The 12468-nt window shown below is 65.1% G+C and carries 16 protein-coding genes; 14 read left to right on the top strand and 2 right to left on the bottom strand.

Translation table 11 applies throughout. The annotated features are described in order from the left end of the window. From I53_RS08375 to I53_RS08360, 5 genes are all read left to right on the top strand, one after another. The coding region (locus tag I53_RS08375) for a DUF3383 domain-containing protein (RefSeq protein WP_043349066.1) at positions 1 to 1458 on the top strand (1458 nt) is incomplete at its 5' end. Between the two features lie 44 nt (positions 1459 to 1502). Beyond that, entirely contained in the window at positions 1503 to 1964 is a 462-nt protein-coding gene (locus I53_RS08370) for a phage protein (protein WP_043349064.1), read from the top strand. Between the two features lie 8 nt (positions 1965 to 1972). Next, the gene (locus tag I53_RS08365; protein WP_043349062.1) at positions 1973 to 2383 is read left to right on the top strand and encodes a phage tail assembly chaperone; all 411 of its coding nucleotides are present in this window, start codon (positions 1973 to 1975) and stop codon (positions 2381 to 2383) included. Positions 2384 to 2394: 11 nt separating this feature from the next. Next, positions 2395 to 2556: a hypothetical protein gene (locus tag I53_RS33795; RefSeq protein WP_187294325.1), complete on the top strand. Its 162-nt coding sequence runs from the start codon at positions 2395 to 2397 to the stop codon at positions 2554 to 2556. Positions 2557 to 2587: 31 nt separating this feature from the next. Then, positions 2588 to 4963, top strand: a complete 2376-nt coding sequence (locus tag I53_RS08360) for a hypothetical protein (RefSeq protein WP_148291097.1) — start codon at positions 2588 to 2590, stop codon at positions 4961 to 4963. A gap of 14 nt (positions 4964 to 4977) precedes the next feature. Here I53_RS08360 and I53_RS08355 read toward each other — a convergent pair whose 3' ends face one another. After that, positions 4978 to 5373 (bottom strand): hypothetical protein, encoded by a 396-nt coding sequence (locus tag I53_RS08355; RefSeq protein ID WP_043349058.1) that lies wholly within the window; start codon positions 5371 to 5373, stop codon positions 4978 to 4980. A gap of 149 nt (positions 5374 to 5522) precedes the next feature. Then, entirely contained in the window at positions 5523 to 5891 is a 369-nt protein-coding gene (locus tag I53_RS08350) for a hypothetical protein (protein WP_043349055.1), read from the bottom strand. Positions 5892 to 5941: 50 nt separating this feature from the next. Here I53_RS08350 and I53_RS30375 point away from each other — a divergent pair, with 50 nt between their 5' ends. The 9 genes from I53_RS30375 to I53_RS30365 are packed head-to-tail and all read left to right on the top strand — an operon-like array spanning position 5942 to position 12264. Continuing rightward, entirely contained in the window at positions 5942 to 6793 is an 852-nt protein-coding gene (locus I53_RS30375) for a phage baseplate protein (protein ID WP_051044728.1), read from the top strand. Next, entirely contained in the window at positions 6790 to 7107 is a 318-nt protein-coding gene (locus I53_RS08340) for a hypothetical protein (protein ID WP_043349052.1), read from the top strand. The genes I53_RS30375 and I53_RS08340 overlap by 4 nt, the downstream gene beginning before the upstream one ends. 5 nt (positions 7108 to 7112) lie before the next feature. Continuing rightward, positions 7113 to 8150 carry a hypothetical protein gene (locus I53_RS08335; protein ID WP_051044727.1) on the top strand — a complete coding sequence of 346 codons (1038 nt, stop codon included), beginning with the start codon at positions 7113 to 7115 and terminating at the stop codon, positions 8148 to 8150. Positions 8151 to 8158: 8 nt separating this feature from the next. Beyond that, the gene (locus I53_RS30370) at positions 8159 to 8797 is read left to right on the top strand and encodes a Gp138 family membrane-puncturing spike protein (RefSeq protein ID WP_051044726.1); all 639 of its coding nucleotides are present in this window, start codon (positions 8159 to 8161) and stop codon (positions 8795 to 8797) included. After that, positions 8797 to 9663: a hypothetical protein gene (locus I53_RS08325; protein WP_043349049.1), complete on the top strand. Its 867-nt coding sequence runs from the start codon at positions 8797 to 8799 to the stop codon at positions 9661 to 9663. The genes I53_RS30370 and I53_RS08325 overlap by 1 nt, the downstream gene beginning before the upstream one ends. Before the next feature lies 1 nt (position 9664). Next, complete coding sequence (locus I53_RS08320) at positions 9665 to 9868, top strand: hypothetical protein (protein ID WP_043349046.1); 204 nt, start codon at positions 9665 to 9667, stop codon at positions 9866 to 9868. 3 nt (positions 9869 to 9871) lie between these two features. After that, entirely contained in the window at positions 9872 to 10267 is a 396-nt protein-coding gene (locus tag I53_RS08315; RefSeq protein ID WP_187294324.1) for a hypothetical protein, read from the top strand. Further along, a complete protein-coding gene (locus I53_RS08310; protein WP_043349043.1) occupies positions 10268 to 11464 on the top strand; it encodes a baseplate J/gp47 family protein in 1197 nt (398 codons plus the stop codon). Beyond that, complete coding sequence (locus tag I53_RS30365; protein WP_051044725.1) at positions 11461 to 12264, top strand: DUF2612 domain-containing protein; 804 nt, start codon at positions 11461 to 11463, stop codon at positions 12262 to 12264. The genes I53_RS08310 and I53_RS30365 overlap by 4 nt, the downstream gene beginning before the upstream one ends. Positions 12265 to 12468 lie beyond the last annotated feature (204 nt).

Here is a 12468-nt window from a genome sequence, read left to right as displayed (position 1 = left end):
ATTGAGCCGAAGGCTGCTCAGTATCGGTCCTTCGGGACCGGGCTGATCCTCGGCTCGACCACGGGCGTGATCGACACAGCGGAACGCCTGCGTCTTTACATGACCCTCTCCGGGATCACCCAGGACTTCGGCACGACCGCGCCCGAGTACCTCGCGGCGAAGGATTACTTCAGCCAGTCGCCCCAGCCGGCGCAGGTCTACGTGGGCCGATGGGCCCAGACGGCCACGAAGGGGCATATCCGCGGCGCGTCCCTGTCCCCGGCGCAGCGGCTGCTGTCGAACTTCACCGGTGTCACGGCCGGATCGCTCAGCATCGCGATCGACGGGACGCCGCGCAACATCACCGGGATCAACCTGTCCGGCGCCTTGAACCTGAACGGCGTCGCGACCCTGGTCCAGGCGGCCCTCGCGGCCGTCGTGCCCGGCACCAACGTCAAGTATGACGGCGTGTACAACCGCTTCGACGTGTCTTCGCCGACCACCGGCACCGGCTCGTCTGTCGGCTACGCGACCACCGCCCCGAGCGGCACCGATCTCGGTCCGCTCCTGCACCTGACTAGCCTGGACGCCTCCGCGCCGGTCACGGGTGCTCCGGCCGAGAGCCTCGTCTCGGCGGTCGCCACCCTCGCCGATATGTCCGGCGCTTGGTACTCGCTGCAGGTCGCCTCGGTGACCCCGCCGGCCGATGCCGATCACCTCGCGGTGGCCGCCCTCGTCGAGGGCCTGAGCACCAGCCAGAGCCGGATCTACGGCGCGACGCTCCAGAACGCCAACGTCCTGGACAGCACCACGTCTGCGGACCTCGCGTCGCAGCTGATGGTCGGCAACTACAGCCGCACCTACACCCAGTTCTCCCGAAACGACCCCTACGCGGCCGAGTCGCTGTTCGGCCGGTTTGCGACCGTCGATTTCGAGGGTTCTAACACCACGATCACCGCCGCCTACAAGCAAGAACCGGGCGTCTCGGCAGAGGTTCTCACCGAGAGCCAGTTCGGCCAGATCAACGCGAAGAACACCAACGTCTTCGTCGCGGTCCAGAACGGAACGAACATCATATTCCCCGGCCAAATGGCCAACGGGGACTACATCGACGAGCGGATCGGTGCCGATTGGCTTCAGAACCGCATCCAGACGGACTGCTACAACTTGCTCTACACGACGGCGACCAAGGTCCCCCAGACCGACGCCGGGATGTCGCTGATCAAGTCGGTCATCGCCGCGGCCTGCACCGTCGCGGTCGGTAACGGCTTCCTCGCCCCGGGCGTCTGGCTCGGCCCGAACATCGGCTCGCTCCGGACCTACGACGTCCTGACGAGCGGCTTCTACATCTTCGCGCCGCCGGTCTCGACGCAGTCTCAGGCCGATCGCGCCGCGCGCAAGTCCGTGCCGTTCCAGGTCTGCTGCAAGCTGGCCGGTGCCGTCCACATCATCTCGATTTCGGTTCTGCTCGACCGGTAACGGTTCGGGCGCCGCCCCATCCCATCTTATCTAGAGGTAACCCCATGGCGGCTGCGCCCATTACCTACAGCTTTGCGGACGTTGTTTGCTCTCTGACCGGTCCCGGTGGCTCGTTCACGATCTCCGAGGGCGGTCTCGCCGACGAGGGCATCACCATCGCGATGACCGATGACAAGACCTCAATGGTCACCGGCGCGGACGGCTATGGCATGCACAGCCTCCACGCCGCCAAGTCCGGCCGCGTCACCATCCGGCTCCTGAAGAACAGCCCGCTCAACCGGATGCTGCAGGACCTCTACAACTACCAGCAGACCTCCAGCGCCTATACCGGCCAGAACACCCTGGTGCTGTCGAATCCCATCTGGGGTGACGATCACCAGTGCTCGGCCGGCGCCTTCGTGAAGTTGCCCGACAACGTGAACGCCAAGGACGGCGGCACGATGGAATGGCCGATGAACTTCATCTCGATCGACAACAAGCTCGGCGATGGCTCGCTGGCGCTCTGAGGTGAACCGTGGCTGAGTTCGAGCTCAAGGGGATCGGTTACCGATCCAGCAAGATGCCGGGCCGGACGCAGGTTCACGTCCTGCGCCGGGCGGCCCCGATCATCCAGCCGCTCTTCGCGAGCTTGGCGTCCGGGCTCAACCCCGCGATTGCCGGTCAAGTTATCGAAGGCCTGGGTGCGCTCGACGACGACGCGCTGGACTACATCCTGGATGCGGCCCTCGCCGTCGTACAGCGCAAGGAGAGCGGGGGCTGGGCGCCGATCATGTCCAGCACCGGATCGCGGCTGATGTTCCAGGACATCGACACCGACGCCGGCCTGCAGCTCGCGATTGCGACGCAGGTCCTCTACGACAACTATATGCCGCTTTTTCGCGACGCCCCGTCTCTATTCAGCGGCGGGGCTCTCCCCCCTCTGTAGAGCTAGTCTCGATGCCGGATGGGGAGGACTTCTACATGGGCCCCATCCCGCTCGGCTATTACAGCCTCACAGATCTCAAGCTCGGCCTCATCCATATCGAGGACATCGCCGAGTGTAACGACGCGATGCGTGTCGAGGCCGAGAATCGCGCCCGGCTGAACCCGACGAGCTGACCGCATGGCCGACGACGTTCTCGCCTCTTTCATGGTGGCGCTCGGCTTCAAGGTCGATGCCGCCTCACAGACCGCCGCCAAGAAGTCGGTCGCCGACTACGAGCGGGCGGTCAAAGAGGCCGAGAAGCGGATCGAGGACGCGAAGTGGGCCGCCGCGAAGTCCGGAGAGGACGTCGCCAAGCTCACGCGCGAGACCAATCTCAAGCTCGCCCGCGAGGCCCTGGCCCGCGCCAAGGATACCGAGAAGACCGAGCTAGAGGCGGCTCAGAAGCGCAAGGAGCGCAACCGGGAGTTCGTCTCCGGCCTGGAGAAGATGGCCCTCGCCGCGACCGCGGCGGCCACTGCCATCGGCTACGCTGTGGCCAAGGTGGCCGGCTCGTTCGACAACCTGTACTTTCAGGCGCAGCGCAGCGGCACGTCGGTTCAGAGCCTGAAGGCGCTGAGCTACGCGTTCAGTCAGACCGGTGGCTCTGCCCAGCAGGCGACCGCCTCCGTCGACAGCTTCACCACGGCCCTGCGTAACAACCCAGGTCTGCGGCAGTTCGTCAAAGATCTCGGCGTCGACAGCAAGCTTCAGGGCGTCGACAAGTATCTGGCCACGCTCGAAGCGCTCCGAAAGGAGCCCTACGAGATCGGCGTTCAGCATGCCGAGATGCTCGGCATCTCTGAGGAGAGCTTCAACCTCTACATTCGGCAGGCCGATGCGATTAAGCGGTATCGGGCCGAGTACGACGAGTTGGCCAAGCGCTTTGGCCTGAACTCGGAACAGGCTGCGGCCGGCTCGACCGCGTTCCAGCGGGCGCTGACGCGCCTCCAGGCGACGATCGGCATCCTCACCGAGAAGATGATGGCGTCGCTCGCCCCCGCGATCCAGCGGGTGATCGATCGGTTTCAGGCCTGGGTCGAGTCCCATCCCGGCGAACTCGATCGCATTCTGACGGACATCTCGAACGCGATCGTCGCGGTCGCGGAGGGCATCGCCAAATTCATCGGTTCGATTGCGGACGAGGACGGCGACAAGTTCATCAAGAAGTGGGACGCGTTCGTCGGCCGGGCCAAGACCTTCGCGGCGACAGTCGAGCGCATCGTGGTGGCGCTCGAAAAGGTCCTGCGGTTCTGGGGCCTCATCAGCACCACGAAGACCGTCTTGGGCGACGGCGATCGGACGGTCGCCGCGTTGAACGCGATCTCGGGCGGATCGGCAGCGCCGGGCGGTCCCGGCGGGGCGAACACCGGCAATGCGGTCCCGCCGGACAACCGCACGCTCCTGCAGAAGATCTTGCCCAAGTCGATGGGCGGCCAGGACGCGCCGCGGGCCGGTGATGGTTCGCGCTCCTGGCGCAACAACAACCCCGGCAACATCAAGTACGGCCCCCTCGCGCAGCGTATGGGCGCGACCGGTGCCGATGCGGGTGGGTTCGCACGCTTCCCTTCGTACGAGGCGGGCCGGAAGGCTCAGGAAAGCCTCTTGTTCGAGAGCGAGGGCTACAAGAACAAGACCATCAAGGAAGCCATCGCGCGCTGGGCCCCAGCCAGTGATGGGAATGATCCGGCCGGTTACGCCGGGCAGTTGGCGAAGGCGGCGGGTGTCGGTGTCGACACCCCGCTCGCTTCATTGACCCCGGAGCAGCGCAGCAAGCTCCTGGACGCCCAGCAGGCGAAGGAAGGCTGGATTCCCGGTCGCGCGTCGATCGCAGCGGGTGTCCGTAACGGTGGCGAGAGCGCACCGTACCTCTCCGGTTCAATCAAGCTGGACGGCGAGAGCTACGACTATGGGTCCGGGAATGGGACCGGCAAGAATTCGATCCCCATTGGGACGTATCCGATCACCCCGGGAACGATCGGGCCGTGGGGCCGACAGAACAACGCGCTCGGCATCAACAACAACCAAATCTGGGACAAGACCCTCGGGCGGATGCGCGACGGGATCGAGTTCCATGCCGCCTCGAACGCCGACAAGCTTTCGGCGGGATGCATCGCGATTGCGAAAGAGCGGTACGAGAAGTTCCGGGCGCACGTTCTCCAATTCATCGAGAAGAACGGCGCAGCCTACCTGACGGTCGGCCCGGATGGCTCGGCCTCGATCACGGCGACACCGCCCGCGAAGGGCGAGGACGGCGCGCGGACGTCACAGATCGGCGTCCCCAAGCCGAAGATGGGGGGCAACCCCGGCGTCGATGCGAACGGGGTCAATCCCGCGGAGGCCACGAGACCCGCGGCACCGCTGGGCGCCAATTCGGTGACGAACTCGTCCTCGAACGACAATCGTGCCGTTCACCAGACGATCAACAACACCACCACGATCCACGGGGCCAAAGACCCCAAGGACGCGGCCCGGACCATCGAAAGCTCCCTGACGCGCGTTCATGGCCTCGCCCTCGCCAACGCCCAGTCGGCGGTCGCCTAAGGCCGCCGGCCGGCTCAGTGCGACGCCGCCTCGACATCCTGCGCGATCTCGGCGCCTCGCATGAACGAGTCGAGGTAGCTCGACAGCGACGTGTAGTACGAACTGGTCTCCGCATACTGCTGCGCGTACCGCACGCTCTCGCGGCGCGCCCATCCCGTCGCGTTGGGCCACAGCACAGTGATCAGTTCGAGGTTGGCCTGCTCGCTCTTGATGCAGGCAGCGCGAGCGCGCGGGTCGGCACCGTTGTGAGTGATGGCATCGCCCATATCGTGACGAACGATGACCTTGCTGCAGTAACCGATGATGTCGTGGTTCGGGATTCCAATTTCGGCCGCGGACGCGGTCGGTCCACCCTGCGCGAGAACAGGCAACGGAATGGCCAGGGCGAGAGCAAACAACAGACGACGCATCTTGGAACCTCGTGAACTCTTCGTGAGACGAGGATTCTCGCTCTACGCCCTAACGCACGTCGAGCCGACTTGATTCGTCATGCGCGTGGGCAAACTACGTAGCCCTGCGGAGCCGACGATGACGACGATCTCCGTCCGCTGCACCGCCGTCATTGGCGGGACCCTGGTCTTGGAGGAAGCGGCGCCGTCGCCAGCACCTCGGCGAGTGACCGTGCGGATTCTGCCGCTATCGCGAGATGGAATGTCAGCCCCTCCGGCGTCTCGCACTTCAGAACGATGGACCCGTCCGGCGCGACGGCTGTCTCTGAGATCTGCACGGGATGTGGTGTCGCGCGCCGCTCGTCGGGTCCGAGCGTGGTGGCCGGGTCGAATTTAGCCTCCGCCTCCGCCACGTGATGCAGCAGCACGAACCCGAGCCGAGCCGCCCCGGCTGACGCGAAGTCCAGCGTCGCGTCTCCCTTATCGGTCGGCAGCATGAGCTGCACCCGTCCGGGTGTCGTGTCGAGCTTGATGTCCATGCGGCCTCTCCCTGAGCGCCGCAGCCTAACCCATCGCCGGGATTCCTCGCATGGCCCTTCTCGGCGAACTCCCCTACGCGCTGATCCAGCCCAGCGCCCGCGCGATCGGCCAGATCTACGCGGATGTCACGGTTGAGGAGGGACATCGCGACGAGGTGATCATCACCCAGCACCCGGTCGAGGGTGGTGGGGTGATCACGGATCACGCCTACAAACGTCCCGCCGAGCTTGAGATCAAGTGTGGCTTCTCGAACTCGTCCGCCGGGCGCGTCGGCTACGTCCAGCAACAGTATCAAGCGCTACTGGCGCTCCAGCTCGCCCGGAAGCCATTCAACGTCTACACCGGCAAGCGCCGGTATCAGAATATGCTTGTCCGCGGCCTTCAGGTCATCACGGATCCGCATTCCGAGAACATCCTCTTGGTCTCCGTGGCTTTGCAGGAGGTCATTCTCGTCTCCGTGCAGACAACGACTGCCGGGCAAGGTGGAACGGGCACGAATACGGCCGCCGCCGGGTCCTCGCCGTCCGACCAAGCCAACCCCGCCTCCACCGGGGCCGTGCAGAACAACGGTAACGTTGAGGCGCAGGGCGTCGGATCGCAGGCGTTCGCCGGTTCGTTCTCCCCGGGCTCAGTCGGAACCCCTGACACGGGGCTGAACCCGTCCGGCCTTGGCGCCGGTGCCGGGACCACCCCGATCGATCCGGGCTTTACCGGCGGCGTCATCCAGCCGACCGCCCCCATCACTGGCGGCGTCCCCGAGCTTCCCGAGGGCATCCCCGCGAACTTGTCTGGGATCAGCCCGCCCGCGCCCGTGACCATGTCGATCCCGGACGCACCGACGATCGGTGGCCTTCAGGGCGCGGGTCCTGACCAGTACAATATGTTCGGTGGTGGCCCGTGAGCACGATCACCGAGATCCCGCTCACGCCATCGCTGGCGTGCCGATTCACGATCACCCTGGCGGGTGCGCTCTACTACATGCGGCTCACCTACGACATCGCGCAGGCCGGCTGCTGGATCCTCGACATCGGCGACGCGGATCAGACGCCGCTCGTCGCCGGCATCCCCCTGGTCAGCGGTGTCGATCTGCTCGCGCAGTACAAATACCTCGGCTTCGGCGGCGCCTTGATCGTCACCACCGATCGCGGTGCTGGCGAGGTCCCGACCTTCGACAGCCTCGGGGTCACCGCGCACCTGTATTTCGTGGCGGCCTGACACCGATGGGGCAGCAGTATCTTCGCAACGTCCGCGTTCAGATCGCGGACGGGCCGACGTTCGACTACGACGGCGAGAACAACGGCGGTCAGGGCCTGCGCATTCGGTTCGGCGTCCGACAGAAGGATGTGTCGACCCCGAACAACGCGAACGCGCTCATCACAAACTTGAAGGACGCGACGACCCAGCCGGCGTTCTTCAAGGGCAAGCAGGTGACCATCTCGGTCGGGTACGGCTCCAATCTGCAGACGATCTTTCAGGGGCAGATTCAGCAGTCACGCAACCTGCGCGAGGACGTCACCGATAAGATCCTCGACATCCTGGCCACGGACAGCGGCGACGCCCGGAACTTCGCCGTCGTCAACAAGACGCTGAATGCCGGCCACACGCACATGGACCGCGCCCAGGTCGCGATCGACGCCCTGAAGCAGCTCGGCGTCGGCCAGGGCTACATCGACACGGACGCGCTCTCGAAGATCAAGTTTCCCCGCGGGTTCGCGGCGTTTGGCAACGCCAAGGATCTCTTGCGGCAGATCTGCGCGGCGACCGCCACCTCGTGGTCGATCCAGAACGGCAAGATCCAGATCCTGAGCAACGACAAGGCGCTGCCCGGCGGCACCATCGTCCTGAACGGTAAGTCCGGCTTGGTCGGACTGCCGGTTCAAACGATCCAGGGCATCGAGGGCGTCTGCTTGTGCAACCCGCAGATCAAGGTTGGAGGGCTGGTCCAGATCGATCAGAAGAGCATTCAGCAAGCTCAGCAGCAAGTCGGTTATCAGACCCAGGGCCAGAACAACCTTCTCCCCGAGATCGCGACGGACGGGATCTACAAGATTTACGTCGTCGAGCACGAAGGCGATACGCGCGGCAACGAGTTCTACACGAAATTCGTCGGCATCAAGAACGGTTCGCTGCCGACCCCCGCGCTGAAGACGCGCCTGATCGCGATGCCAGATCAGACCGCTGCCGGGACCGGCTCGGGAACGAGCGGCTCTGCGCCCACCACGACACCGAGCGCGACAGCGCCGACGACACCACAATAGGGGCAGCGATGGCCGACCGCGCGATCGACATTCGCGAGCGCTTCGACGACGTCACGGAGCTGCTCGAAACCGTGGCCGACTCGGTCATGGCCCGCCTGCCCAAGGGCGGCCCGGTTACCCTGACCGAGGACAGTGAGGACGGGCACACCGCGAAGCTTCAGCCGACCGCGAAGGCGGTGATCCGTAAGATCGACGGCACGACCGAATTGGTCACGCTGCCGGTCCTCCCGGATATCCCGGTGCACTTCATGGGCGGCGGCGGCATCACCACCACGCATGCCCTGAAGAAAGGCGACGAGGGCCTGACCGTCCAGGCGGCTCTCGGAATCGACGGCTGGCATCAGCAGGGCGGCGTCCAGTCCCCCGGTGACACCCGCCAGCACGCCCCGGCCGACGCCTTCCTCATCCCGGGCGTGCGCTCGGATCCGCGCAAGCTCAAGGGCGTCTCGAAGAACTCCTCTCAGACCCGAACCGACGACAAGCAGACCGTCCACGACGTGTCGCACACCGCCGTGACGAGCGTCCGCGAGGATGCTGCGCATCAGGTGAACGGCCTGGCCGTCCAGTCTGAGAAGGGCGGCGCGCGGCACGTCGTCGATGCGATGACGATCCAGAACGTCGCCGGCAAGATCCTCCTGAACTGCTGATGTCCGGCGGGATCGTACTGCCCCAGGCGCTCCAGCTGATTGGCGGTGTGCCGCTGATGAAAGTCGGCACGGTCTTCGCCGAGAAGCTGTCGATCACCAAGCGCCTCGACGGCGGCTCGGGGCTCCAGGGGCTGATGTCGAAGGTCCTCAGCGACGGCAACCTGTCGTCGGTCATGCAGAATCCGATGGCTGCCCTGACCCAGGGTATCCAGGGCCAACTCGGCGGCCTCGCCAACCAACTACAGAATGTCTCGAATGCGTCTGGGCTGATCTCAGCCTTGACTGGCAGTTCCGGGCTCGGGAACGCGCTTGGCGTGCTGCAGGCGTCGGGCGACAACCTCGCCGGGCTGACCAACGGTGCGTCCGGGTTCTTCTCGATGCTCGGCCACGCCAGCACGGTCGAAATGGCCGGCTCGGCGCTTCCCCCCGGCGCCGGCATGGATGTCGTCACGGGCCCGCTGACCGCCGGGGGGCTCCTGAATTCGATCGGTGTGACGCTCCCGACCGTGGTCTCGCAGGTTGTCTCGGGCGGCATGGATCCCGTCGCCGCGACGAACTGGGTCCAGGGTCAGACGGCCACGATCGGCGGCATCGTTGCCGGCTCGGCCGCGGCCCTGGCCTACGGGGCGCAAGTTCACCCGCTCGTCGCCAGCGTCTCCTCGGTCGCCGGAGCGCTGGTCGTCCCGCCTGTCTTCGACGCCAGCGGCAATCGCCAGGACGGCGTCGCCACCGGTTTCCAGGGCGTCCTGAATTCCCTCGTCCAGCCCGGCGCTGCGGCCACCATCGCCGCATCCGCTGCCGCGCAGATCAGCCACGTCGTCCACGACGCGATCGACGTCGCCGGGATGACTTCCCTGGAAGATTGACATGGCCCGCTGCTTCGATTGCGAACATTTCGCGCCGCATCCCGAGCTGGATCGCGGCGACTGCAAGATCATCACCAAGGGCGAGTATGCCCGGGAGATCCGGCAGCCGTACCTCGTCTCCGATGACGACCAGCCGTTTTTGATGGTCTCGATGGACTTCGGGTGCGTGCTGTTCGAGCCGGCGACGCCCGAGCGAGACGACTGAGCGATGCGCGTCCGTGCTGTGGACGCGGCTGGTGATGCGCTCTTCGGCGGCGATCAGGCCACGATCCTCCGCGACAGCCCCGACGCGGTCGGGCAGATCGTCACCAGTCGCCTGAACCTCTGGCAGGGCCAGTGGTACTTGGACGCCCTAGAAGGCACGCCCTACGAGCAGGAAGTGCTTGGCCGGCGCACCGAGGGGCTTCGTGATCCCGCCCTTCAGGCCCGGATCCTCGACACGCCCGGCGTGGTCGAGATCGAGGCTTACGACAGCGTCCTCGACCGCCAGACGCGGGCCCTCGCGGTCTCGGCCACGATCCAGACCGTCTACGCGCGCGCCTATCTCACCGGGCCGTCCGCGAACGCAGCCAACATCACCGTCAAGGTCGAACACGGACGCTGAATGGGCACCACACCTGTCTGCCAAATCACGGTAGCCGGCTGCATCCGGCCAACCTTCGCTGACTGTCTGACCTACGTACAGGCCACATACCGGGCGATCTACGGCACCGATATCTATCTTGGTGCTGATTGCCAAGACGGGCAGTTCATGACTCTTCTCGCCAATGCCCTGCACGACGCGAACGGCGAGACGTTGGCGACTTACAACGCGTACTCGCCCGCCACCGCACAGGGTGCCGGCCTTTCATCTGTGGTCAAGATTAACGGTATCCGTCGCAAGCGCGCGACCTTCTCGACCTGCGACTTCCTGTGTGTCGGGCAATCTTTCGTCGCGGTCTCGGGTGGCATCGTCACGGATCCCGTTGGCTACCAGTGGTCACTCCCGAGCTTCGTGATTCCTGCGACCGGGCAAATCACTGTCACGGGGACCTGCATGACAATCGGCTCCGTGGCCTTGGCGGCCGGTGCCGTTGACACGGCCGCGGGCAAGGGGGCCATCGCGACCGTGCAGCGAGGCTGGCAGTCAGTGACCAATCCGGTCGCCGCCGCCGTGGGCGCGCCCGTGGAGACAGATAGTCAGTTGCGCCAGCGGCAATCCCTGTCTGTCGCACTGCCCGCGCAGACCGTCCTCGGCGGTTTGGTTGGCGCACTGTCCGCCATCTCAGGGGTGGCCCGACTCCGGGCTTACGAGAACAGCACGAACCAGCCGGACGCGAATGGGCTGCCGGGTCACAGCGTGGCTATCGTCGCTGATGGCGGTGACGCCAATACCATTGCCGGTGTGATCGCCCTCAAAAAGGGCACGGCTGGTACCTATGGCTCGACGGTCATTCCAGTTACCGACGACATCGGGATCACTCGGAACGTCAATTTCAGCCGCCCCGCACCGGTCCCGATTACTTATAGCCTGCAGGTTCGGCCTTTCGCCGGCTATACCCAATCGGTCGAAACTCAGATCCGGCAGTCGCTATCCGATTGGACCACCGGGCTCGGGATCGGCAACTCCGTTCTGCTTTCACGCGCTTATGTCCCGGCAGACCTGTCCGACCAACCGACCGGAACGACATTCGAGATCGTTCCGAATTCACTGACGATCTCCCGGGATGGCAACATGCCGGCCGACAGAGATATTGGCATCGCGTTCAACGAAGCGGCGTTTTGTGTGCCGGCCAACGTCACGATCGCCTACATCGCATGACGACCAGGGGACTTGCAGACTACACGGGGCTAATCACCCCGTGGCAGAGCACGAAGGCTCGGTTTGTCGCGACGGTGTCGACGCAGGTTGCCCCCTATTGCGACGCGCAAGTCGTCGTCGCGAGCCTGCCCGGGTTGTTCGATCTCGATGCCGCCGTTGGCGACCAGCTTGACAAGACGGGCGAATGGATCGGGTTAAGCCGGGGCGTGCCGATCGCGCTGCCCGGTATTTATTTCTCGGCCGACATCGCCGGGCTCGGCGCCGACGAGGGCTATGCTCCACAGCCATATAGCTCTGGCTATAGTACGTCTTACCTCCCGGACCCGTACTATCGAAAGCTGCTCTACGCCGGGGTGCTCGCCAATCAATGGGATGGCACCGTGACGACGTTGCGGACCATTCTGACGACGTACTTCGACAATCCAGCCACGCTTGTCTTTATCGACGACAAGAATGGCGGTGTTGCACCGCCGCAGTTTTTCTCAGCCGATGATGCCATCAAGGGCGCCGACATTGGTGTCGCGTATCCGGGCGGCGACCTTGGGACACCAATCAAATCGTTCCCGATGCAGTGGCTGATCGGGTTTGCCGGCAAGATACCGTCCGTCACGGACCTTGCCATTCTAACGGCCGGGGTCGTTCCACCGAAACCGGCCGGCGCTGACGTCCAAGTCTTGGTTACCACTGTCGACGGTGCGCCGTTGTTCGGCGCTGACATGAACAACGCGTTCGTCTCCGGTGCCGATATAGGCGCCGCGGACGGTACGCCGGCCTACGTCGCCGGCCTCAGCGCCGCTTAGCACCTCAGCCTTTCGCAGCTTCGCCCCCGCCCCGCCGGCCCCGCGCCGGACGGGCCGCATGCGCTCGCCCGGGATTCCCATGCCTACAAACAATTACCTGCCCTTCGGCGTAGCCGCGGGGGCGAACGCTTGGTCGGATCAGGCGTATAACGGATCCAGTCAGCAGCAGACCGGCATTCAGAAGGGCGTCGTCCCCTCCGGGCT

Origin of the sequence: Methylobacterium sp. B1 (assembly GCF_000333255.1) — a bacterium.
Taxonomy (GTDB): domain Bacteria; phylum Pseudomonadota; class Alphaproteobacteria; order Rhizobiales; family Beijerinckiaceae; genus Methylobacterium; species Methylobacterium fujisawaense.
Note: the sequence above shows the minus strand (reverse complement) of the source record. Positions and strands in the feature narration are given on the sequence as shown.

Bases quoted from the DNA above. Each gene is read 5' to 3' on its own strand.
- I53_RS08370 (WP_043349064.1), top strand. From the start codon at position 1,503: ATGGCGGCTGCGCCCATTACCTACAGCTTTGCGGACGTTGTTTGCTCT.
- I53_RS33795 (WP_187294325.1), top strand. From the start codon at position 2,395: ATGCCGGATGGGGAGGACTTCTACATGGGCCCCATCCCGCTCGGCTAT.
- I53_RS08360 (WP_148291097.1), top strand. From the start codon at position 2,588: ATGGTGGCGCTCGGCTTCAAGGTCGATGCCGCCTCACAGACCGCCGCC.
- I53_RS08355 (WP_043349058.1), bottom strand. From the start codon at position 5,373: ATGCGTCGTCTGTTGTTTGCTCTCGCCCTGGCCATTCCGTTGCCTGTT.
- I53_RS08350 (WP_043349055.1), bottom strand. From the start codon at position 5,891: ATGGACATCAAGCTCGACACGACACCCGGACGGGTGCAGCTCATGCTG.
- I53_RS30375 (WP_051044728.1), top strand. From the start codon at position 5,942: ATGGCCCTTCTCGGCGAACTCCCCTACGCGCTGATCCAGCCCAGCGCC.
- I53_RS08335 (WP_051044727.1), top strand. From the start codon at position 7,113: ATGGGGCAGCAGTATCTTCGCAACGTCCGCGTTCAGATCGCGGACGGG.
- I53_RS30370 (WP_051044726.1), top strand. From the start codon at position 8,159: ATGGCCGACCGCGCGATCGACATTCGCGAGCGCTTCGACGACGTCACG.
- I53_RS08325 (WP_043349049.1), top strand. From the start codon at position 8,797: ATGTCCGGCGGGATCGTACTGCCCCAGGCGCTCCAGCTGATTGGCGGT.
- I53_RS08320 (WP_043349046.1), top strand. From the start codon at position 9,665: ATGGCCCGCTGCTTCGATTGCGAACATTTCGCGCCGCATCCCGAGCTG.
- I53_RS08315 (WP_187294324.1), top strand. From the start codon at position 9,872: ATGCGCGTCCGTGCTGTGGACGCGGCTGGTGATGCGCTCTTCGGCGGC.
- I53_RS08310 (WP_043349043.1), top strand. From the start codon at position 10,268: ATGGGCACCACACCTGTCTGCCAAATCACGGTAGCCGGCTGCATCCGG.
- I53_RS30365 (WP_051044725.1), top strand. From the start codon at position 11,461: ATGACGACCAGGGGACTTGCAGACTACACGGGGCTAATCACCCCGTGG.